Source organism: Kitasatospora viridis, assembly GCF_007829815.1.
In the GTDB taxonomy this organism is placed as follows: Bacteria; Actinomycetota; Actinomycetes; order Streptomycetales; family Streptomycetaceae; genus Kitasatospora; species Kitasatospora viridis.
Window position 1 is genome coordinate 737,196 of sequence record NZ_VIWT01000001.1, and the last position, 19,761, is coordinate 756,956.

Genomic DNA, 19,761 nt, shown 5'->3' on the forward strand with positions numbered 1-19,761 from the left:
GGCGAGAAGTTCCCTCTTTCGTGGCTGCGACCAGCCTGGCCCCTGCGGCAGACTGGTCCCAGTAGCAGCAGAGAGGACACCATGGCCCCGCGACCCAGCCCGACCCTCCGTCAACGCCGCCTGGGCGTCGAGTTGCGACGGATGCGGGAGCAGGCCGGCCTCGGCAGCAGCGAACTCGCCCGCTTGCTCGGCATCGCTCCAGCGCAGATCACGCAGATCGAAACGGCCAAGAGCGGCATCAGCGTGGACCGCTTGTACAGCATCGCCGACTCATGCATGTGCACCAACGAACCCCTGGTCAGTGCCTTGGCAGAGATCATCACCGATCGCAGGAAGAGCAGTTGGTGGGAGGAATACCAGGGCATCCTCTCCAGCCAGGTCCTCGACATCGCGGAGCTTGAGGAGCACGCAACCGCACTCTCCTGCTTCGCTCTGGCCTTCATTCCTGGACTCCTCCAGACTCGGCCATATGCCACTGCGCTGTTCACGCAGACGCTTCTTCCTCTCCCTCAACTGGAAGTCGATCACCGGACCGCTTTCCGACTCCGCAGGCAACAGGTGATCCGTTCAGGCGCGACACCCTGCTCGGTGTTCATGTATGAGGCCGCCCTGCGGAGTCATGTCGGCGGGCGCCCTGTGCTCCTCGACCAGCTCTCCTCACTGCTTGAGGACTCCGAACATCCGGGGATCTCCATCAGAATCGTGCCGTTCGATGCGGCGGTCTTTCCCATCCCGAGTCAGGATCTGGCTTACATGGCCGGGCCGGTGCCGGAGTTGGATACCGTTCAGGTAGACCAAGTCGACAGTTCCCGCCTCGTCGACTCACCCGCTCAGCTTGGGCTCTACCGCGCGGCCCTCGCACGCCTCTCGTCCTCCGCGCTCTCCGAGAGCGCATCACGAGATTTCATCAGCTCCGTCATGAAAGAGATGCAAGGCAGAGATGACTAAGTCACAGTGGCAGAAGTCCAGCTACAGCAACAGCGATGCAGAGTGCGTCGAGGTGCGCACAGCTGACGGCCTAGTCGAACTCCGCGAGTCCGACGACGGCGGCATCATGATCCGCACCACCACCACCAAGTTCGCCAAGCTCCTCCACGGCATCAAAGCTGGCGAGTTCGATAGCTACGCTGACTTCACCAGCTGACCCACCGAGTTGAGGAGTGCGGAGGATGAGTAGCTCCGACTGGCAGAAGTCCAGCTACAGCGCCGCGAACAACGACTGCGTCGAGGTACGCGCGGTCGACGGGCTAGTCGAACTCCGCGAATCCGACGCCGGCGACACCATCGTCCGCACCACCCCCGTCAAGTTCGCCAAGTTCCTCCAAGGCGTCAAAGCCGGCGAGTTCGACCACCACGCCGACTTCACCGCCTAGCCCCGCCCCACCCCCGACGGCCCCTCGCTCCCCCTCCCCCCGAGCGAGGGGCCGCGCCGTTCGGAACGGGCGACTACGCGGGCCCCACCCGCGTGCCGTACACGCCGTCCGCGATCAGCTCGAACCCGTGCCGCTCCCACGCCCGGCGAAGCTTCACCACCGCCTCCTCGTCCGCCCTCCGTACCTCCGGATCATCGGACTCGTAGCTGCACACCTCGCCCGGACCGTGCTGCGGGTGGATCGGCGCCGGGTAGCAAACGGCCAGCGTGCCGGGGATCGCGAGACGGCGAAGCGCCTCCATGGCCAACGCCGTGCCCACCCCCTTACCACGCCACCCTTCCTCGACTTCCACGCTCTCCAGCAGCAACACCATGCTCGGCCTCAACTCGGCCACCGCCGGGACGAGACCGCCCTCCTCGTCGAAGATGACACGGGGGATCCGATCGAGGACTCCGGGATCCGCCTCGAACGCCCTGCGCGGATTCGGCGTGACGCCGGGAATCACACGGGTGATCACTGCGGTGCCGAACACCGGGTCGACCTTCGTATAGAAGGACGCCTTCCAGCGATCGGCGAACTGGGTCCAATCCGCGTCGGCGTAGTGGGCCGAGGTCCACGAGATGACAAATCGTTCAGACACTGGCGTTCCGTTCCAACAGGGTTGGCCCCCGCGCGAGCCACGCGTAGGGGCCAACAGGTCTCGCCGTCGCTCGCTACTTGGACGGCTGCTGGGGCGGGTTCTCCTTGGCGGGCTGACCCGCGTGCTTCGGCGGCGGCTTCGCGTCACCCTTGTGCTTCATCGTGGCAGTGGTCATGACCGGGTCTCCTACTCGTTGGTGGGGGCGGTGGTGTCGCCGTCGGGCGGCATCGGGCCCGGGGGCCTGTCGGCGGGCCTGGGCGTCGTCATCTGGTCTCACTCCTTGCCGAGGAACAGCCCGGCTGCCGGATGGTGTCCGGGGGTGTGCGGTGGGGTTGGGCTCACCGCACCCTGACGGCCTGCCAGCAGAAGGGCGGAGGAGGTCGGCCCGTACCGGGTGCCCTGTCCACGGTCCGGCACGGTACTGAGGTGCTCTCAGCAACACGCTCCGGCTGCTGGCAGCCCCTCAGATAGACCGTAGAAGTCCTGACGCCGGGCGCTCAATGAAGTTGCGCCTCATTGCGGGCCAATCACTCCAGAGACGCGATGGCGCTGCCGATCAGGGCCCTTGCCTTCGCCCCGTGCACGGCCATCTTGGACAGGCCGGCGAAGGCCCGCACGTAGTCCGTGATCTCGCTGGGCTGGAGGACGTTGACCTTCGCTGTCAGGGTTTCCACCGCCACCCGCTGGTCATCGAACAGGTAGAACGCTTCCAGTGGCCAAATGGCTCGCGGGCAGCCGGCCGGGATGATCCCAATGGACACGGATGGCAGGGACATCAAGGCGAGCAGATGGTCGAGTTGGGCGGCCATACCCTCCACGCTGCCGATCCTGGTCCGCAGCACCCATTCCTCGATCAGGACGGCGAACCGGTGAGCTCCGCTGTGCATGAGCCGTGCCCGCGCCAGGCGGGCCGGTACGGCCGCCGCAACGTCGTTCGGAGTGCCTTGGAAGTCGGTGATGGACCGCATGAGCGCCGTCGCGTACTCGGCGGTTTGGAAGAAGCCGGGGAGCACGTTCGAAACGTAGATCCGGAAGAGTTCCGTGCGCTCGTAGTCACCGATGACCTTCTCTTGGGCCAGCCGCATGCCGGAGCTGTTGCGGCGCCTCCACCTCTGGTGGATCGAGTCAGCGGCACGAGTTGCCGCGATCAGGTCGGGAATCCGGTCTTCGGCACCGCAGACAGTGCACCAGGCCCTTATGTCGTCTTCCGATGCAGCGGACTTCCCGGACTGGATGCGGGACGTCTTGGCCGGATGCCATCCACACCGGGAGGACAGCTCCGCTCCGTTGAGCCCCGCGTCCTTGCGGATCTCGACCAACTGGTCGGCGATGGCCTTGCGCGCCGCACCGACGCTGGACAGGGGCGACGATGGCATGAGCTGTCCACCAGGTGGTTCGTAGCCGGGTCAGACCTTGAAGTCCTCGTGCGGGGTTGCCCGTTCCCAGACTGCCTCGAACGCCCTCGTGCACAGGTCCACGATGGCCGGTTCCTCCGTCAGCACGTTCCGGGGGTCAGCCCACTCGCCGTCACCGGTGAACAGGTTGAACCGCACGATCCGGCTGTCGAACAGCCAGAAGTCGGCTCCGGGCAAGGCGAGATCGAATGCCCGACTTCGAGGAAGCCAGCGAATCTGCTCGCCGGCCGCGATGTTGGTGAAGGTGTGGGAGTGCTCGTACCGGATGTACTCGGTCACGGGCTCCGACACGATCCGCGCGCGCCGGATCGTCACCCCGCGGCCGATCGTCTCCACCACGAAGTCATGGAACGGGTGCCACCACTCGGCCCGGCTCTCCAGCGTGTACCGGTGCCCGGCCTGCCACGCGGCGAACTGGTCTGCCTCGTCGGCGACGCTGTACTGGTCACGCATCTCCAGGTGCACGGCCGACTTCTTCGTCTCCCGTAGCAGGGTCCTGAAGTCCGGCACGTTCGATGGCATCGCAAGCCTTCCTGATGAAGGGGATCATGCGCTCGGGAATGCTGATCACGGACTCGTGAGCAGGGACACCGATCTTGTGACCGGTGACCCACTCGGTCTCGTTGATCTCCACGAGCTCCTCCCCGATGACGGTGTCGCTCTGGATGAGGATCCGACGCTGAGCCACGTTCGCCCACACCGTGGGCGAACCTTCCTCGTTCGTCTCAGGGTCGATGCCGATGAACTCCAGGCCCATGACTGCTCCTCCTGTCACGCGACTTGCGGGATCTTACCGGCCCATGCGTAACCCATCGTGGGCCAGGTGGATACTTTCTGTCAGGGAATCGCCGAAGTTGGAGTCACGATGAGCGCAAGGACTCTGTGGTCCAAGCGATCTGATCCGAGACCAGCCTGCGGCTCGCCGTTCGACGAGGAGCAGCGAGAGCTGCTGTTGCAGGGCTCAAGCCCGGAACACCACCCGCATCCCCCCGCTACGCATGGCAGCGATCATCAGGAAGGCGCTCGACGATGCAGAACGTGCCGGACTTCTGGAGCCTCCTGCAGAGCGCGCAGGAGACGGCGGTGCACCTGGAGCTGAGGGATAGCTACGGGGTCTCCGACGAGGCCGAGGAGTTCGAGGAGTTCAAGCGCAGCGGCGCCTTCGACGACGACCCCGAATCCGAGGGATGGGCGGCCTGGGTACCGCTGGTCCGGGAGACCGTCGCCCGAGGAGTGGTCATGCGCCGGGCCAGGATCGTCTCCGAACCGGTCACCGACTACGGACGCTTCCTGCACGCGAGCACCGGCGTCATCGTCGGCGCAGGGGAACAGGTGCACTGGCTCCCGCGCCGCCATGCGTCCGACATCGCGCTGCCGGGGAACGACTTCTGGCTGATCGACGGCCGGCTCGTCCAGTTCCACCACTTCACCGGTGACGGGGACTGGGCCGGGCACGACGTCACCGAGGAACCCGCGGTGGCCGAACTCTGCGTCGCCGCCTTCGAGGCCGTCTGGCGCAGGGCCACCCCGCACGACCAGTACACGGTCTGACCCCTACCAGCACCAGGCAGACAGCCCGCGATGTCCCTCTCCCCCTCGTCCAGGGTGGGTCTGGGGATCATCCCCTTCGCGGCGCGGCGCACTCTGTGACCGGTGGAGACCTTCCACGTCCTTGATGACCGGCTGGTAAAGGTCGAGCTGGTCACCGCGCGGGTCCAGGTCACCACTCCCACCGAACTGCGCAAGTACCCTGCCACCTTTGCCGAGCTGCGGGAACTCGCCGTCTACGACAGCACTGCTCGCGCGCTGGTCACTGCGGCGATAGCCGCTCTCGGGTGAATCCCCGCAACAACCCGCAAGTTCCTTGGAGCAGTTGACCCGCCTTCCCTACCGTCGCTGCTACCGCTTGCCCACACTGCGCGGCACCGCCGGAAGGAGAGGCATGTCCGCCATTGCCTGGGTGGCCGAAGCCGATGGTCCACGAGACAACCTGACGGTCATTCAATTTTGCGTTCGGATGCCATGGCCGTGATCGGTCAACCGCCGGTGTCCGACACCGTACTGCGGAGGGTCGTTGATGTACTCGGTACCTGAGCGTGAGGTGGCCCACCGGATGCGCCGGGCCCACGCCGAGGCGGCCGCGCAGCTCGACGCACAGGTGGTCGGTGGCGGTGAATCGTGGGGCTGGCGCGGGCGGACATTGGGTCGGATGGTCAGCGGTCCGGTCGGGGACAGCTGGTTGCGGTTGGTCTGCGCGCCGGCTGAGAAGGCGGAAGGCAAGCTCTGGGAGGGCCCCATGGCTGCGGAGCTGGCGATGCCGCAGGACGTGCCGCGACCGCGACTGCGGCGCAGGCTGACCTGGACGGACGGCGCGCACGGCTACCTGGCCGAGCTCTACGACCCGGTCCGGGTCCGCACCGTCACGGTGGACGGACCGGTGCTCCGTGAGGTGCCCGAGCTCGGTGACGGGTGGTGGCACGGGCTGAGCACAGCGCTCGCTGCACTCGCCGGGGTGCGGACCGGCCGGGTGGCCGTGCGGCAGGAATACCTGGACCGGGCGATGCCGAAGTACCTCGGTGCGCCCGTCGACACGACGGTCCCGGCCTGGAGCACGGCCCACGGCGACTTGCACTGGGCCAATCTGACGGCCCCTCACCTGATGCTCCTCGACTGGGAGGGCTGGGGCACGGCACCGGCCGGCTTCGACGCCGCCATGCTCCACAGCTACTCACTCCTCGTCCCGGAAGCCGCCGCACAGGTGAGGCACCACCTCGGCCACATCCTGGAAACCCCTGACGGCCGCTTCTCCGAACTGGCCGTCATCACCATGCTGCTCCAGAGCGCCGAGCGCGGGGACCACCTCGACCTCGCAACGCCGCTGCGAGAACGGGCAGCCCTACTGCTCGACTCGGTCGAGTAGACAGCTCTCGCGACTCTCCGAGCCGCACGGAGTCCGACAACACGACTGGCCCGTAGAAGCTGCGCGTCACTGTCCGCTCCTGGAGCGCGCAATCAGCCAGTCGGCCGTCACCTCGATCGCCTCGTCCTCCCGCTCCCGGGAATCCGTCCCACACCCTCACGCGGCCCTTCGCTCCCCACCCCGAGCGACCGCGATCTGCTCGGTCATCAGCCCTCGGGGAAAGGGGCGTGCGAAACCGGGGCGACCAGGCGGGCCCCCGCGTCGGCGACCGACCGGGGGACCTTCGGCTGCCACTCGGGGCTGTCGGCGATGGCCTGCCAGCGGTCCAGCGGGACGGGCGGTTGCTGCCGGGTGGTCGCCTCCTTGTGGCCGTACGCGTTGATCGTTCCGCTGTACTCGCTGAAGACCAGCAGGTACCCGGTGGGCTGCCAGAGGCTCACCTGGTAGCCGTACAGCCCCCCTGGCACGACGGCGTCGGTGGCGGTGACCACCGCCCAGCTGCCGTCCGCGAGGTACCCCGCGTGGCAGCTGATCGGTCCGGGCGGGGGGCCGCTGGGGCGCTGGGGCTGGAGGTCACAGCCGGGCATCCCGTCCTGGATGCCCGGGGTGCGGCCGGCGGACGGGAAGGGCTCGGACTTCTTGCGGAAGACGAGCTGGATCTCCGAGACACCGTGTCCGTCGTCGTAGGACAGGAACGTCCCCACCTCGGGGAAGGGGCCGGTGGTCGAGGACGTGTCCTGGTACTTGACGAACCGTCCGCCCGGCGGCAGCTGGTCGGCCAGCAGTTTGACCATGGCCTCCGGGGTCAGCGGTGTGTCGGCCGGCTCCGTGGACGCCTGCGCGGACGCAGTGGCCGCCGTCGTGACGGGCGTGGAGCTCACGACCGCCTGTTGCCGGCCGTCGTGCGGGCCGACGGTGAGGAGCGCCCCGAGGCCCAGTGCGGCGACGGCAAGCACCGCGCCGCCGGCCCGCAGTCGGCGCAGCCGCTGCCTGCGCCGGCCCAGTCGGCCGCTCTCAGCGGCGATCTCGGCCACCGGGGCGGTCAGGTCCGCGACGCCGGCGCGGAAGGCGCGGGCGAGTTCCTCGTCCAGGTCCATCTGGGAAAGCCTTTCGTAACGGAACGAACCGAACAGGGCCGATCAGTCCTGCAGCAATGCGGCCCGCTCGGGCCCGAGGATCTGCCGGAGCGTGGTCAGCGAACGGAAGCTGAGGCTCTTGACCGCGCTCACCGTGGTGTCCATGGCATCCGCGACCTCTTCGAGGCTGTAGTCCTCCAGGTAGCGCAGGACCACCGCGGCCCGGTTGCGGGGCGGCAGCCGGCTCAGCGCGTCCAGCAGCGTGATGCGCAGCGCCGCGCCCCGGTCCTCGCCGGGCCCGGGCCGGTCGGGCAGGTCGGCGACGGCCACCTCGCCGGAGCGGCGCAACCGCCGGTGGGAGATGTAGCAGTTCAGCAGCACCTTGCGGGCGTAAGCGTCCAGGCTGACCAGGTCTTCACGCCTGGTCAGCCGCCCCCAGACCGGGTAGAGCCGGGACAGTGCGGTCTGCACCAGGTCTTGCGCCTGGTGGTAGTCCCCGCACATCAGGTAGGCGGTCTGGAACAAGCGTTGGGCGCGGCTGGAGGCGAACTCGTCGAAAGCGAGTCCCTCGGGCATGGCGGCTCCCCTGGACGTCGGATGATCGGACGCGGTGTTACACGCTTCGAGCCGCTGGTGCGTTGCGGACAACTTGGCAATTTCGCGACTTCGCGACTTCGCGACTTCGCGGCGTCCGGAGCGGTTGGGGCCCGGGCCGGTCGGCCGGAAGGCTATCCCGCTCGGCCAGTCGGCCGCTCGGCCGGTCGGCGCTGTCTCGGGGCTCGATCGGGTATCAGCGGCGGGTTTCGACCGACAGGTCGCCGTGGGTCACCGTGCGCATCCGGTCGCTGGCGAGGAGGTCGTGCGGGAAGCCGAGTTCGATCGCGCCGGCCTCGTCGAGGCGGGCCAGTTGGTCCGGCGTGAAGTCGACCTCCAGGGCGCCCAGGTTGTCCTCCAGTTGCGCGAGGGTGCGGGCGCCGATGAGCGATGTCGTCACGTCCGGGTTCTGCAGGGTCCAGGCCAGCCCGACCTGGGCGGTTGTGCGGCCCAGCTCCGCGGCGACCTCCTTCACGACATCGGCGACGTCCAAGTTGTGTTCGGTGAGCCCGCCGTTGGCGATGTTGAAGTTCTTGCGGGTGCCGTCGTCGACCGCGGTGTTCGTCGTGCTCAGGTCGTCGCGGCTGTACTTGCCGGTGAGCACCCCGCCGGCGAGCGGCGAGTACGGCACCACGCCCAACCCCATCTCGCGTGCCATCGGGATCAGGTCGCGTTCCCCGGCACGCTCGATCAGGTTGTACTCGATCTGCAGGGCGACCAGCGGCGACCAGCCGCGCAGGTCGGCGATCGCCTGCATGCGCGACACCTGCCAGGCCGGGGCGTTGGAGATCGCCACGTACAAGACCTTGCCCTGCCGGACCAGGTCGTCCATGCCGCGCAGGATCTCCTCGACCGGTGTCGTGAAGTCCCACACGTGCAGGTAGAGCAGATCGAGGTAATCCGTGTTCAACTGTCGCAGACTGGATTCCACCGACGCGAACAGGCTCTTGCGGTGCGGGCCCCCGGAGTTCGGGTCGCCGGGCCGGCGCAGCGTGGTGTATTTCGTTGCCAGCACCAGGCTTTCGCGGTTGTCACGGGTGAATTCACCCAGCAGGCGCTCGGAGCTGCCGTTGGTGTAGGTGGGTGCGGTGTCGACGAAGTTGCCGCCGCGCTCGACGTAGCGGTCGAGCAGCTTGCGCGCCTCGTCCTGCTCGGCGCCCCAGCCCCACTCGGTGCCGAAGGTCGCCGCGCCCAGCGCCAGCGGTGAGACCCGCAGCCCGGAGCGGCCCAGCAGCCGGTAGGTGTCGAGGGTGAGCGACATCGTGTCCTCCTGTGCTCGTCATCCGTTGTCGAGCACGAGTCTGTGACCGCCGCGAGCCGGGGATAAGGGAGAGAAGTTCCTGGGAACACCAGTCCTACCCTGACTGTTTGATCGAACGTGACGACCCGCACCGTGGACACGACGAAGGAGCTGGCCGCGTTCCTGCGGACCCGGCGCGAGCGCCTGGACCCGGAGGACTTCGACCTGCCGTCGCGTCAGCAGGCCCGGCGGACCCCGGGACTGCGTCGTGAAGAGGTCGCCGAACTGGCCGGGGTCAGCATCGACTACATCGTGCGGCTGGAGCAGGCCCGGGGACTGCGGCCCTCGGCGAACGTGGTGGAGGCGTTGGCCCGGGCGCTGCGCCTGGCCCCCGACGAACGCGCCTACCTCTTCGACCTGGCCCGGCAGCGCCCCCGCAACGCCGACGAGCCCGCCACCGCTGCAGCACCCCCGCTGGCCCGGCTGGTCGCCGACCTGTCGCCGCTGCCGGCCATGCTGATGAACCACCGCTACGACATCCTGGCCTGGAACGGCGAAATGGCGAGGCTGCTGCTGGATTTCGACACCCTGCCGCCGTCGCAACGCAATGCCATGTGGCTGTGCCTGGTGCACCCGGACATACGCGAGTTCTACGTCGACCGCGAACGCGTCGTGCGGGAGGGAGTCGCCCACCTGCGCGCAGCGTGGGCCGCGCACCCGGAGGATCGGGCGTTGACCGACCTCATCACCGAAATCACCGATCGTAACGAGGAGTTCGCGCGATTGTGGGCCGAGCGGGACGTGAAGGTCAACGGCCGCGGACACAAGGTGCTGCGGCACCCGGACGCAGGTGTGATCGCCGTGGACTTCGAAGTACTCATGCCACTCCAAGACCCGGACCAGCGGTTGATGATCTGCCGCGCCGCGGACGATGAGAGCCGGTCGGCATTGAACCGGTTGTACTCACGCTGACGTCGAACCCTCGGGCGTCCTCACCCTCCTGGTCGCCGCCGACGACTGAGTGACTGCGTACCGGACCGGACAGGCCGGTGCGATTGAATGGTCACGCATAGGGGGCGGGGCCGGTCGGTCCCGTGGACGTCACGGGGAGGGGCGAACGGGTGCGGGTTCTTGCGGGGCGCTACGAGCTGGTGGAGTTCATCGGCCGGGGTGGCATGGGTGAGGTGTGGGAGGGACGGGACACCGTCATCGGTCGGCCGGTCGCGGTCAAGCTGCTGCCGCAGCAGAACAGCCCGGACGCCGTGGAGCTGTTCTTCCGAGAGGCCCGGACGGCGGGCGCGCTGAACCACCGGGGCGTGGTCACCGTGCACGACATCGGGCAGGATCCGGCCGACGGCACGTTGTTCCTGGTGATGGAGCTGGTCCAGGGCAGCAACCTGGCCACCCAGCTGCGCACCTACGGCCCGCCCCCGGTGCCGACCGCGCTGGACCTGGTCGCCCAGGCCGCCGCCGCGCTCGCCGCCGCGCACCAGGCGGGCGTGGTCCACCGGGACCTCAAGCCCGCCAACCTGATGCTCACCACCGGTGGCGACGTCAAGGTGCTGGACTTCGGCATCGCCCGGTACATGGCCGCCACCCACCAGTCCAGCCAGGTCATGGGCACCCTCGCCTACATGGCCCCCGAGCGCTTCGCCGGCGCCCCCGGCGACGCCCGGTCGGACCTGTACGCGCTCGGCTGCGTGCTGTACGAACTCCTCACCGGCACACCGCCGTTCCAGGACGGCGACCCGCTGGCCATGATGACCGCCCACCTGCACCGCGCCCCCGACGCCCCGGGCCTGCGGCGCGGCGACCTCCCCGCCGAGCTCGACGCGATGGTGCTCCGCCTGCTCGCCAAGGACCCGGCGGCCCGCCCTGCGTCGGCGGCGGAACTGCAGGCCCTGCTGCGCGGCACGGCGCCGACGCCCACCACCGTCTCGGCAGCGCCGCCGCGCCCGCAGCCGATGGGGGACTTCCTGCTGGAGCCCCCGACCGCCGCACCCCCGATGCCGCTGTTCCCCCCGGCCCCCTTCGTCCCAGCCGTCACCGCCCCGGTGGTTGACGCATCGTCGACCCCGACCCACCGCGGCCCGCGCTTCGCCCTCGTGGCGGCCGGCCTGCTCTGGTGCGGCTCGCTCGCGCTGCCGCTCTGGGGCCGCACCGGTCGGGCCAGCGCCCACTTCCCGGCCGTCACGGCCTGGGACCTGGTCCTCGGCAGGCCGTCCTGGGCCGACGCCCCCTTCATCTGGCCGCCCGCCATCGCCGTCGTCCTCGTCACCGTGCTGGCCCTCGTCACCGCCTGGCCGCAGCGCTCCCGGCTGGGCACCCGCCTCTGCTGGGCCGCGATCCCCGTCGGCCTGCTCGCCACCACCTGGTGGGCCGTCATGGGCTTCATGGCGACCAGCCAGTACGCCGACTCCTGCACCGAGGACATCCAGCCCACCACTCCCCTGGAACAAGCCCAGCTGCGCCGCTGCCTCGACGACGTGAGCCTGCAGTACGGCTTCTACCTGCTCCTCGCGACCACCGCCCTGCTCGCCGCGGCGGGCGTGTGGGCACTGGTGCAGCGCGTCCGCCACCGCAGGCAGGCCCGTGGGAGCGCCTGAGTCCGGAGCGGGGAACTCCCGGTCCGCCGTGCGGCCGTGCTCGATCGGGAGTGTGCCTACCCGAACGACCCCTCTTGGGCGGGCGGACCGGCACCGCAGGCCGCGGCCTCGCAGCCAGTCGGGCAGCCTGACCTGGGACAACGGGCCGGACGACAACGACCTGTTCAGGGCGGGCGTCAGCCCGGAGGAGCGGCGCAGCGCCTACGACGCGGCGAAGGACCGGGCCGGGCTCGGCGGGTGTGAGGGGCCGTCATGTCCGGATGTGGCAGGAGACCGTCATTGCCCCCGCCGGATCGCGCGGGCCAGGATGGACGCGTGTCCAGCATCCGCCGCGTCGTCATCGCGGTCTTCCCGGACGTCGACCTGCTCGACGTCACCGGCCCGGCCGAGGTCTTCGCGCTGACCAACCGGGTGACCGGGGGTACGGCCGGCTACCGGGTCGAGCTCGCGGCGCGGGCGCGCGGTGAGGTGACCACGTCGGCGGGGCTGCGGCTGGTCGCGGACCTGTCCTTCGACGAAGTGAACGGGGTGGACGGGGCGGACGGGGCGGTGGACACCCTGGTGGTCCCCGGCGCGGTCGAGACCGGTCCCGGCGGCCAGGTCGCCCGGGTGGACGGCGAGGTGGTGGCGTGGGTCGCCCGGGTCACGCCGCTGGCCCGGCGGGTCGTGTCGGTGTGCACGGGGGCGCACCTGCTGGCCGCCGCCGGGGTGCTCGACGGCCGGACGGCGACCACCCACTGGTCGGCCGCCGCGCAGTTGGCGGCGGCCCACCCCGAGGTCACCGTCGACCCCGACCCGATCTTCGTGCGCTGCGGCAACGTGTGGACCGGCGCCGGGATCAGCTCCTGCATGGACCTGGCACTGGCACTGGTCGCCGAGGACCTGGGCGAGGAGGTCGCCCTGACGGTGGCTCGGCAACTGGTCATGTACCTCAAGCGCCAGGGCGGCCAGAGCCAGTTCTCGGTCCCGCTGAGCCGGCCGCCCGCGAACCGCCGGGACATCGACGACCTGCGGATGTTCATCGTCGACCACCTGGACGGCGACCTGTCCACCGCTGCCCTGGCCGCCCGGATGTGCCTGAGTGAGCGTCACTTCGCCCGGGTCTTCCGCCAGCAGACCGGGACCACCCCCGGCGCCTACGTCGAGGCCGCACGGGTGGAAGCGGCCCGCCGCCTCCTGGAGGGCACCGACCAGCCCCTGGAGCAGGTGGCCGCCCTGTGCGGGCTCGGCTCGGTGGAGACGCTGCACCGAGCGCTGCGCAAGCGGATCGGCACGACGCCCGCTGCCTACCGCCGACGGTTCCGCGTGACCGCCTGACGCTCCCCCACCCCTACCGTGCCGCACCCGCGGGACGGCGATGCCCCCTGCCCGGAAACAGTGAGGAGGGCCACCATGCCCTTGCCGAAATCGTTGAACCCGCTGCGGGAGCGCCCCTTCCGGCTGCTGTGGACCGCGCGCAGCATCTCCGCCATGGGCAACGCCCTGATGCCGGTGACCGTGGTCTTCGCCATCCTGCGCACGGGTGGCAGCGCCCTGGACGTCGGTGCCGTGCTGACCTGCCAAGCCGTCGGCCAGGTGGCGATGCTGCCGGTGGGTGGGGTCTGGGCGGACCGGCTGTCGCGCAAGCTCGTGCTGATGGCGACCGACGCCGTCCAGGCCCTCTGCTACGGCCTGCTCGCCGTGCTGATCTTCCTGCACCACGCGGCGGTGTGGCAGTTCGGCGTCGCCTACACGGTCGCCGGCATGGCCTTCGCCTTCTTCACCCCGGCGTCCAGGGCCGTCGTGCCCGAACTCGTCGACGCCGGGAACCTGCAACCGGCCAACGCCCTGCTCGGCCTGACCGACAGCAGCACCAAGGTGCTCGGCCCGGCCCTCGCCGCGCTGCTGCTGGCGGTCTCCGGCCCGGGCACCGCGATCCTGATCGATGCCGTCAGCTTCCTGGTGAGCTGCGGGCTGGTCTCCCGGATGCGCCTGCTCAGGCCGGTGGCACGGTCCGAGCGGCAGCGCTTCTTCGCCGACCTGCGCGACGGCTGGACGGTGGTGGCCCGGCGGCGCTGGTACTTGGCCAACCTGTTCAGCTGGGGCGTGTGGAACTTCGCGCTCGCCTTCCTCTTCGTCCTGGGCCCGGTCGTGATGCAGAACGGCCACGGCGGGGCCACCGCCTGGAGCGTCGTCCTGAGCACCGGCGCGGTGGGCTCCATCGTCGGCGGGCTGGCCGCGCTGCGCTACCGACCGCGCCGTCCCCTGGTGACGACGAACGCGGCCGCCCTGCTCGGCATCGGCCCGTTGGCGCTGCTCGCTCCCCCGGCGCCGGTCTTGGTGATCGCCCTCGGGGTGGCCGTGGCCTTCGCGATGACCGCGCTCTGCGGGGAGGTGCTGGCGACCACTCAGCAGCAGCTCTTCCCGGCCGAACTGCTGGCCCGGGTCAGCTCGCTGGACTGGATGATCTCGTTGATCGCCATGCCGGCCGGCTACGCCGCGGCCGGTCCGGTCGCCCAACTCCTCGGACTGCGCGCGACGTTGCTGGCCGCAGCCGCCCTGATCGGCACGCCGTGCGTGCTGCTGAACCTGCTGCCCGGCGTGCGCTCGGTCCAGCGCTTCCCCGACGGCACCATCGGCATCGCCGACGAGCGGCATGCCACTGGCCGTGCCGCTGTGGCTAGTTGACGGTACGTCAGCTCGTTCGAGCCGCTCAGCCGAACAGCGGCTCGAACGGATCGCCCTCCTCCCCGACGACGACGCAGGCCGCCGCGACCGGCCCTCGGGACAGCTCCACGAGCCGGGCCAGGGCCGCCGCTTCGGACGGCAGCTCGGCGGGATCGAGGCCGAGGGCGCGGGCCGCGCGGTCGCGCCGCAGGTCGAGGTCGGGCACGTCCTCCCGGTACTCCTCGGCCACGGACCGGAGTCCTTCGGCGGTCCGGCCGGGAGCGTCCCGCCACCACGGGAGCGCGAGGCACAGCCGCACCAGCTCCGGCAGCCCGAGGGCGAGCGGTCCGGCCGCGCCGTCGAGGCTCACGTACACCACCGGGCGGTCCTCCCCGCCCTCGCCGACGAAGCAGAAGGCGTCCCCCGAGCCCGCCCGCGCGAACTGCTCCAGCCGGGCGCCGGAGGCGAGGTGGACTCCGTCCTCCAAGTGGTGGTCGGCCGGGCTCGTCGCGTCGAGGTCCGCGATCCCGGCAAAGTAGGCGACGGCCTCCGCATCGGTGGCCAGCAGGGGCAGCAGGGGCGGCAGGGGCAGCACCGCGTCGGAGGGCGCCGCACTGGCTGTTCTCGTCGATCCGTTCACCCGGCAACCGTAACCGGGGCCTCGGCGCCCACCGCACCCTCCGTGGCCGCGATCGTCCGGCGCAGCAGGTGGCGGGCGGTCTCCAGGTCGGCGGCGCGCTGGTCGAGGACGTCCAACTGCTCGCGCAGGCTGGCCAGGACGCCGGGGCAGGGGCGCAGGGCCGCCGCGTCGCGGGTGCAGGGCAGGACTTGACGGATGGTCCGGGTGGGCAGGCCGGCGGCGAGCAGGGCGCGCACGCGGTGCACGGTCTCCACCGTCCGTTCGTCGTACTCGCGGTAGCCGTTGGCGCGGCGCTCGGCGCGGATCAGCTCGGTGCGCTCGTAGTAGCGACGCAGGCGCTCGCTGACTCCGGTCCGGCGTGCCAGCTCACCGATCAGCACAACGCAACCCCCACTTCGACTTGACCTTCCAACGGTGTCAGGGAGCAACAGTGTGCCGACCGGCCGAATTCCGGACCGGTCGATCGAGGCTCGATCGAGCCTCGATCGAGGCTCGATCAAGAAGAAGGGAACGAACCGGTGATCATCGACGCGCACAGCCACGTCCACGACCCGCTCGCGGCGCACCTGGGGCTGCTGGACGAGGCGGGGGTCGACCGCGCCGTGCTGTTCGGCACCCGGCCGCACCCGGAGCGGGCCGGCGACCTGGCGGCGCTGCGCCGGGAGATGGCGGTCCTGGAGCGGGCGCTCGCCGGCCGGGGCGCCACGCTGGATGCCTACCGGGAGGCGTGGCGGGAGCTGGACGCCGCGCTGGCCGCGTGGCCGGAGCGGTTCATCGGCTTCCTGTCGGTGCCGCTCGGGCTGGGGACGCAGGAGACCGCCGAGCTCGTGGAGCGGGAGGTGGTCGGGCGCGGGCTGCGCGGGATCGGTGAGCTGACGCCGCCGCCGGGCGGAGCGGCGCTGATCGAGCCGGTGCTGCGGGCGGCGGCCGACCAGGGACGGCTGCCCGTGGTCGTGCACGGGTCCGCGCCGACCACGGCGGAGGACCTGACGACGCTGGCCGCGCTGGCCCGCCGGTACCGCGAGGTGCCGCTGGTGGTCAGCCAAGTGGGCGGGCAGCACTGGATGCAGGCCATCGAACTGGTCCGGGACACCCCGAACATGTACCTGGAGCTGTCCACGGCGAGCATCGTCTTCGCGGTCCGACTGGCCATCAGCGAGATCCCGGACCGCACCCTCTTCGGCTCCGACGCCCCGTACGGCGACCCGGTCCTCGCCCGGACCCTGGTGGAACGGGTCACCGGCCCGGGCGAGGTGCGCGACCGCGTCCTCGGCGGGACGATCGCCGAACTGGTCGGACTCGCCTAACACACACCGGTAATGACGATCCGTCAGATTACTTGCGGCGGGTCAGAGCGTGCGCAGCAGGTCGAGGCAGGCGGTGAGGGCGGGCTCTGACGGGGTGTCAGGGCGCAGGGCGACCTCGATGGTGCGGGCGAGGGCGGTGTCCGTGACCGGGCGCGCGGTGAGGGTGGGCGGGAGGTGGGCGGCGGCCAGGGCGGGGATCAGGGCGGTGTGGCCCGTGCTCTCGGCGAGGGCGATCATGGCGGAGAAGTCGGTGCAGGTGGTCCGCACCTGGGGGGTGAACCCGGCGGAGCGGCAGGCCTGGAGCACGGCGTCGCCGCAGGCGGTCTGGGGCGGGGCCGTGATCCACCAGGTGTCGGCGAGCGCGCTCAGCTCGATCGGCGCGGCGAGCGTCCGGACCGCCGGGTGGTCGCGGGGCAGGACGGCGACCAGGGGGTCGGTCCGCAGCGTCCGAGTCTGCACGCCCGCGGGTGGAGGCGCGGCCAGGTTGTCGTACCGGTAGACGAGGGCGAGGTCGGCGCGGCGCTGGAGCAGCAGTCGGACGGCCGCATCCGGCTCTGCCTCGGTGATGTGGAGCCGCACGTCCGGGCAGGCCTCCTCCAGGGCCCGGCCGAGCGGTGCGGCCAGTGGCACGAGGGCACTGGGGAAGCAGGCGAGCCGCAGCGGGCCCGCCGGGTGCTCCGTGCCGGTGTGCAGGCGGAGCCGGGCGTGTTCGAGGGCGGCGAGCACCTGCTCGGTGTCCCGGTTCAGCCGGCGGCCCGCGGCCGTGAGGTGGACGGATCTGCCGGTCCGCTCCAGCAGCGTGACCTGCGTCTCCTCCTCCAGCAGGCGCAGTTGCTGCGAGACGGCGGAGGGGGTGACGCCGTGGATGTCGGCCACGGCGGTGACCGTGCCGTGGAGTTCCAGGTCGCGGAGCAGAACGAGTCGTCGAACGTCGAGCATCAGCTCATCTTAAGGATGTGGTGTAGCAGATGTAGCTGGACACGAGGGCAGCCGCGCGACGAACCTGAGTGCCATCCCGTCCAGGTCCCCGAGCAGTGCCAGGAGTCTTCCGTGCGCGCCACCGTCATCCACGGCCCCGACGACATCCGGATCGAGGAGGTCCCCGACCCGGTCGTCCAGCGGCCGACCGACGCGGTGGTGCGGGTGGTCAACGCCTGCATCTGCGGCAGCGACCTGTGGGCCTACCGGGGCGTCGCGGCCCGGGAGGCCGGCCAGCGGATCGGCCACGAATTCCTCGGCATCGTCGAGGAGACCGGCTCCGAGGTGACCGGCTTCGCCCGCGGCGACTTCGTCGTCGCCCCGTTCGTCTGGTCGGACGGCACCTGCGACCACTGCCGCGAGGGCCTGCACACCTCCTGCCCGCAGGGCGGTTTCTGGGGCAGCGTGGGGTCGGACGGCGGGCAGGGCGAGGCGGTCCGGGTGCCGTTCGCGGACGGCACGCTGGTGAAGCTGCCGAAGGAGGCGGCGACCGACCAGGCGCTGCTGCCCAGCCTGCTGGCGCTGTCCGACGTGATGGCGACCGGCCACCACGCCGCGCTGGCGGCGCGGGTGCGCCCGGGGGCCACGGTCGCGGTGGTCGGCGACGGCGCGGTGGGCCTGTGCGGGGTGCTGGCGGCGAAGCGGCTGGGCGCGGAGCGGATCATCGCGCTGGGCCGGCACGAGCTGCGCACCTCGATCGCCCGGAAGTTCGGCGCCACCGACGTGGTGGCGGAGCGCGGCGAGGCGGCGATCGAGGCGGTGCGCGAGCTGACGGGTGGTCAGGGAGCGCACGCGGTGCTGGAGGCGGTGGGCACCGAGGAGTCGATGCGCACCGCGATCTCGATCGCCCGGGACGGCGGCGCGGTGGGCTACGTCGGAGTGCCGCACGGCGGCAGCGCGGGCGTGGACATCGGCCAGATGTTCGATCGCAACGTCTCGCTCGGCGGCGGCGTCGCCCCCGCCCGCGCGTACATCCCGGAGCTGCTCGCGGACGTGCTCAGCGGGCGGATCGAGCCGGGCCTGGTCTTCGACCGCACCGTCGGCCTGGACGGGGTGCCGGACGGCTACCGGGCCATGCACGAGCGCTCGGCCCTCAAGGTGCGGATCGAGTTCTGACGTCAGTGGTGCCCCCTAGTCTGGAGACAACGCTGGAGGGGACGCCGGGGAACGGCGCCGGGACCCGCGTTGAAATCGCTTGGGGAGAAGGGGCGGAGCCATGTCCACCAACAGGATCAAGCACAAGGTCAACCACGTTTCGCTGGTGGTCGACAAGTCCGGCTCGATGCAGCCGCACGCGTCCCAACTCGTGCGCGTGGTCGACGAGTTCGTGAAGGGCCTGCAGGAGGAGTCGGACCGGCTCGGGCACGAGACCCGGATCAGCCTCTACGCCTTCGACCACGAGGTGCAGAACCTGGTCTGGGACATGGACGTCAAGCACCTGCCCTCGTTGAAGGGGCTCTACCAGGTCAACAACGGTGCCACCGCGCTGATCGAGGCAGCGGTGAAGTCGCTCGACGACCTGAAGAACATCTGGGAGGGGTACGGCGAGCACTCCTTCCTCCAGGTCCTGGTCACGGACGGCGAGGAGAACGCCTCCGGCTGTTCGAGCAGCGGCCAGATGCACGCCCGGATGTCCGCCGGCAAGGGCAGCGCCGTGCTGCGCGAGTGGACCGACCGGATCAAGGACGCCATGGACGGCCTCCCCGACCACTGGACCTCGGCGATCCTGGTCCCGAACTCGCTGGCCAAGCGCACCGCCCAGGGCTACGGCTTCCCGGCCGGCAACATCGCGATCTGGGACGCCGACTCCAGCAAGGGCGTCGAGGAGGCCATCGGCACCGTCAAGGCGGCCGCCACCGGCTTCCTGCGCGGCCGCGAGCAGGGCGTGCGCGGCACCAGGAACCTGTTCGCCATGGGCCAGGACCTGGACGCCGCCCAGGTGACGGCCAATCTCGAAGCCCTGGACACCGGCAAGTACACGCTGATCCCGGTCGACCAGGCGACGGCGATCCGCGACTTCGTCACCAGCTCCGGGCTCGCGTGGCAGACCGGCTGCGCCTTCTACGAGCTGTCCAAGCGCGAGAAGATCCAGAGCCGCAAGCAGCTCGCCGTCGCGGAGAAGGACCCGGCGACCGGCCGGATGACCGGCCGGGTGTTCTCCGGCCCCGCCGCGCGCCAACTGCTCGGCCTGCCGCAGTCGGAGGTCACGGTGCAGCCGGGCGCGAACCCGTCCTACACCGTGTTCGTCCAGTCGACCTCGGTGAACCGCAAGTTGGTGCCGGGCACCAAGCTGCTGGTGCTCATCTGAGGCACGTCGGCAGCGCGC

23 protein-coding genes are annotated in these 19,761 nt (G+C 70.5%); 13 read left to right on the forward strand and 10 right to left on the reverse strand.

Annotated features, from left to right (window positions below; genetic code table 11):
* Nucleotides 1-81: 81 nt before the first annotated feature.
* Genes FHX73_RS03390 through FHX73_RS03400 form a run of 3 tightly spaced genes read left to right on the forward strand, consistent with a single transcriptional unit; the run spans nt 82 to nt 1,373 of the window.
* Nucleotides 82-948 carry a helix-turn-helix domain-containing protein gene (locus FHX73_RS03390; protein ID WP_145903200.1) on the forward strand — a complete coding sequence of 289 codons (867 nt, stop codon included), beginning with the start codon at nt 82-84 and terminating at the stop codon, nt 946-948.
* Nucleotides 941-1,144, forward strand: coding sequence for a DUF397 domain-containing protein (locus FHX73_RS03395; protein ID WP_145903201.1), 204 nt, complete (start codon nt 941-943; stop codon nt 1,142-1,144). Before FHX73_RS03390 ends, FHX73_RS03395 begins: the two co-directional genes overlap by 8 nt.
* 25 nt (nt 1,145-1,169) lie before the next feature.
* The gene (locus FHX73_RS03400) at nt 1,170-1,373 is read left to right on the forward strand and encodes a DUF397 domain-containing protein (RefSeq protein WP_145903202.1); all 204 of its coding nucleotides are present in this window, start codon (nt 1,170-1,172) and stop codon (nt 1,371-1,373) included.
* A 73-nt stretch (nt 1,374-1,446) separates the two neighbouring features.
* On the opposite strand, the gene FHX73_RS03405 is transcribed toward FHX73_RS03400, so the two are convergent.
* The 4 genes from FHX73_RS03405 to FHX73_RS03420 all read right to left on the reverse strand — a co-directional run bounded on the left by FHX73_RS03405 (nt 1,447) and on the right by FHX73_RS03420 (nt 4,185).
* On the reverse strand, nt 1,447-2,013 hold the full coding sequence (locus FHX73_RS03405) for a hypothetical protein (RefSeq protein WP_145903203.1): 567 nt from the start codon (nt 2,011-2,013) through the stop codon (nt 1,447-1,449).
* 527 nt (nt 2,014-2,540) lie between these two features.
* Nucleotides 2,541-3,389 (reverse strand): helix-turn-helix domain-containing protein, encoded by an 849-nt coding sequence (locus FHX73_RS03410; RefSeq protein WP_145903204.1) that lies wholly within the window; start codon nt 3,387-3,389, stop codon nt 2,541-2,543.
* Between the two features lie 30 nt (nt 3,390-3,419).
* The gene (locus FHX73_RS03415; RefSeq protein ID WP_145903205.1) at nt 3,420-3,950 is read right to left on the reverse strand and encodes a DUF6879 family protein; all 531 of its coding nucleotides are present in this window, start codon (nt 3,948-3,950) and stop codon (nt 3,420-3,422) included.
* Nucleotides 3,874-4,185 carry a hypothetical protein gene (locus FHX73_RS03420; RefSeq protein ID WP_170304823.1) on the reverse strand — a complete coding sequence of 104 codons (312 nt, stop codon included), beginning with the start codon at nt 4,183-4,185 and terminating at the stop codon, nt 3,874-3,876. The genes FHX73_RS03415 and FHX73_RS03420 overlap by 77 nt, the downstream gene beginning before the upstream one ends.
* Nucleotides 4,186-4,457: 272 nt before the next feature.
* Here FHX73_RS03420 and FHX73_RS03425 point away from each other — a divergent pair, with 272 nt between their 5' ends.
* The 3 genes from FHX73_RS03425 to FHX73_RS03435 all read left to right on the forward strand — a co-directional run bounded on the left by FHX73_RS03425 (nt 4,458) and on the right by FHX73_RS03435 (nt 6,348).
* Entirely contained in the window at nt 4,458-4,979 is a 522-nt protein-coding gene (locus tag FHX73_RS03425; RefSeq protein WP_145903207.1) for a DUF6879 family protein, read from the forward strand.
* Nucleotides 4,980-5,081: 102 nt separating this feature from the next.
* Nucleotides 5,082-5,267 (forward strand): hypothetical protein, encoded by a 186-nt coding sequence (locus tag FHX73_RS03430; RefSeq protein WP_145903208.1) that lies wholly within the window; start codon nt 5,082-5,084, stop codon nt 5,265-5,267.
* Nucleotides 5,268-5,505: 238 nt separating this feature from the next.
* Nucleotides 5,506-6,348, forward strand: coding sequence for a hypothetical protein (locus FHX73_RS03435; protein ID WP_145903209.1), 843 nt, complete (start codon nt 5,506-5,508; stop codon nt 6,346-6,348).
* A gap of 206 nt (nt 6,349-6,554) precedes the next feature.
* Here FHX73_RS03435 and FHX73_RS03440 read toward each other — a convergent pair whose 3' ends face one another.
* The 3 genes from FHX73_RS03440 to FHX73_RS03450 form a co-directional block, all read right to left on the reverse strand.
* Nucleotides 6,555-7,445 carry a hypothetical protein gene (locus FHX73_RS03440; RefSeq protein WP_145903210.1) on the reverse strand — a complete coding sequence of 297 codons (891 nt, stop codon included), beginning with the start codon at nt 7,443-7,445 and terminating at the stop codon, nt 6,555-6,557.
* 42 nt (nt 7,446-7,487) lie between these two features.
* A complete protein-coding gene (locus tag FHX73_RS03445) occupies nt 7,488-8,000 on the reverse strand; it encodes a SigE family RNA polymerase sigma factor (protein ID WP_145903211.1) in 513 nt (170 codons plus the stop codon).
* A 214-nt stretch (nt 8,001-8,214) separates the two neighbouring features.
* Nucleotides 8,215-9,279 carry an aldo/keto reductase gene (locus tag FHX73_RS03450; protein WP_145903212.1) on the reverse strand — a complete coding sequence of 355 codons (1,065 nt, stop codon included), beginning with the start codon at nt 9,277-9,279 and terminating at the stop codon, nt 8,215-8,217.
* Nucleotides 9,280-9,396: 117 nt separating this feature from the next.
* Here FHX73_RS03450 and FHX73_RS03455 point away from each other — a divergent pair, with 117 nt between their 5' ends.
* The 4 genes from FHX73_RS03455 to FHX73_RS03470 all read left to right on the forward strand — a co-directional run bounded on the left by FHX73_RS03455 (nt 9,397) and on the right by FHX73_RS03470 (nt 14,531).
* Entirely contained in the window at nt 9,397-10,230 is an 834-nt protein-coding gene (locus tag FHX73_RS03455) for a helix-turn-helix transcriptional regulator (protein ID WP_145903213.1), read from the forward strand.
* Nucleotides 10,231-10,379: 149 nt separating this feature from the next.
* Nucleotides 10,380-11,864: a serine/threonine-protein kinase gene (locus FHX73_RS03460; RefSeq protein ID WP_145903214.1), complete on the forward strand. Its 1,485-nt coding sequence runs from the start codon at nt 10,380-10,382 to the stop codon at nt 11,862-11,864.
* Between the two features lie 315 nt (nt 11,865-12,179).
* Entirely contained in the window at nt 12,180-13,181 is a 1,002-nt protein-coding gene (locus FHX73_RS03465; protein WP_145903215.1) for a GlxA family transcriptional regulator, read from the forward strand.
* A 75-nt stretch (nt 13,182-13,256) separates the two neighbouring features.
* Nucleotides 13,257-14,531 (forward strand): MFS transporter, encoded by a 1,275-nt coding sequence (locus FHX73_RS03470; RefSeq protein ID WP_145903216.1) that lies wholly within the window; start codon nt 13,257-13,259, stop codon nt 14,529-14,531.
* A 25-nt stretch (nt 14,532-14,556) separates the two neighbouring features.
* Here the strand turns inward: FHX73_RS03470 and FHX73_RS03475 are convergent, their stop codons facing one another.
* Complete coding sequence (locus tag FHX73_RS03475) at nt 14,557-15,150, reverse strand: hypothetical protein (protein ID WP_246213329.1); 594 nt, start codon at nt 15,148-15,150, stop codon at nt 14,557-14,559.
* Nucleotides 15,147-15,530 (reverse strand): MerR family transcriptional regulator, encoded by a 384-nt coding sequence (locus FHX73_RS03480; protein ID WP_145903217.1) that lies wholly within the window; start codon nt 15,528-15,530, stop codon nt 15,147-15,149. The genes FHX73_RS03475 and FHX73_RS03480 overlap by 4 nt, the downstream gene beginning before the upstream one ends.
* A gap of 138 nt (nt 15,531-15,668) precedes the next feature.
* Here FHX73_RS03480 and FHX73_RS03485 point away from each other — a divergent pair, with 138 nt between their 5' ends.
* Nucleotides 15,669-16,457, forward strand: coding sequence for an amidohydrolase family protein (locus tag FHX73_RS03485; RefSeq protein WP_145903218.1), 789 nt, complete (start codon nt 15,669-15,671; stop codon nt 16,455-16,457).
* Nucleotides 16,458-16,499: 42 nt separating this feature from the next.
* On the opposite strand, the gene FHX73_RS03490 is transcribed toward FHX73_RS03485, so the two are convergent.
* Nucleotides 16,500-17,396, reverse strand: a complete 897-nt coding sequence (locus tag FHX73_RS03490) for a LysR family transcriptional regulator (RefSeq protein ID WP_145903219.1) — start codon at nt 17,394-17,396, stop codon at nt 16,500-16,502.
* Between the two features lie 111 nt (nt 17,397-17,507).
* Here FHX73_RS03490 and FHX73_RS03495 point away from each other — a divergent pair, with 111 nt between their 5' ends.
* Both FHX73_RS03495 and FHX73_RS03500 read left to right on the forward strand, forming a co-directional pair.
* Nucleotides 17,508-18,551: a zinc-dependent alcohol dehydrogenase family protein gene (locus FHX73_RS03495; RefSeq protein ID WP_145903220.1), complete on the forward strand. Its 1,044-nt coding sequence runs from the start codon at nt 17,508-17,510 to the stop codon at nt 18,549-18,551.
* A gap of 100 nt (nt 18,552-18,651) precedes the next feature.
* A complete protein-coding gene (locus FHX73_RS03500; protein WP_145903221.1) occupies nt 18,652-19,743 on the forward strand; it encodes a vWA domain-containing protein in 1,092 nt (363 codons plus the stop codon).
* The last annotated feature ends 18 nt before the right edge of the window (nt 19,744-19,761 follow it).

Excerpts from the sequence above, each read along its gene's own strand:
- FHX73_RS03390 (WP_145903200.1), top strand. The coding sequence starts at position 82 with ATGGCCCCGCGACCCAGCCCGACCCTCCGTCAACGCCGCCTGGGCGTC.
- FHX73_RS03395 (WP_145903201.1), top strand. The coding sequence starts at position 941 with ATGACTAAGTCACAGTGGCAGAAGTCCAGCTACAGCAACAGCGATGCA.
- FHX73_RS03400 (WP_145903202.1), top strand. The coding sequence starts at position 1,170 with ATGAGTAGCTCCGACTGGCAGAAGTCCAGCTACAGCGCCGCGAACAAC.
- FHX73_RS03410 (WP_145903204.1), bottom strand. The coding sequence starts at position 3,389 with ATGCCATCGTCGCCCCTGTCCAGCGTCGGTGCGGCGCGCAAGGCCATC.
- FHX73_RS03415 (WP_145903205.1), bottom strand. The coding sequence starts at position 3,950 with ATGCCATCGAACGTGCCGGACTTCAGGACCCTGCTACGGGAGACGAAG.
- FHX73_RS03420 (WP_170304823.1), bottom strand. The coding sequence starts at position 4,185 with ATGGGCCTGGAGTTCATCGGCATCGACCCTGAGACGAACGAGGAAGGT.
- FHX73_RS03425 (WP_145903207.1), top strand. The coding sequence starts at position 4,458 with ATGCAGAACGTGCCGGACTTCTGGAGCCTCCTGCAGAGCGCGCAGGAG.
- FHX73_RS03435 (WP_145903209.1), top strand. The coding sequence starts at position 5,506 with ATGTACTCGGTACCTGAGCGTGAGGTGGCCCACCGGATGCGCCGGGCC.
- FHX73_RS03440 (WP_145903210.1), bottom strand. The coding sequence starts at position 7,445 with ATGGACCTGGACGAGGAACTCGCCCGCGCCTTCCGCGCCGGCGTCGCG.
- FHX73_RS03445 (WP_145903211.1), bottom strand. The coding sequence starts at position 8,000 with ATGCCCGAGGGACTCGCTTTCGACGAGTTCGCCTCCAGCCGCGCCCAA.
- FHX73_RS03450 (WP_145903212.1), bottom strand. The coding sequence starts at position 9,279 with ATGTCGCTCACCCTCGACACCTACCGGCTGCTGGGCCGCTCCGGGCTG.
- FHX73_RS03470 (WP_145903216.1), top strand. The coding sequence starts at position 13,257 with ATGCCCTTGCCGAAATCGTTGAACCCGCTGCGGGAGCGCCCCTTCCGG.
- FHX73_RS03490 (WP_145903219.1), bottom strand. The coding sequence starts at position 17,396 with ATGCTCGACGTTCGACGACTCGTTCTGCTCCGCGACCTGGAACTCCAC.
- FHX73_RS03500 (WP_145903221.1), top strand. The coding sequence starts at position 18,652 with ATGTCCACCAACAGGATCAAGCACAAGGTCAACCACGTTTCGCTGGTG.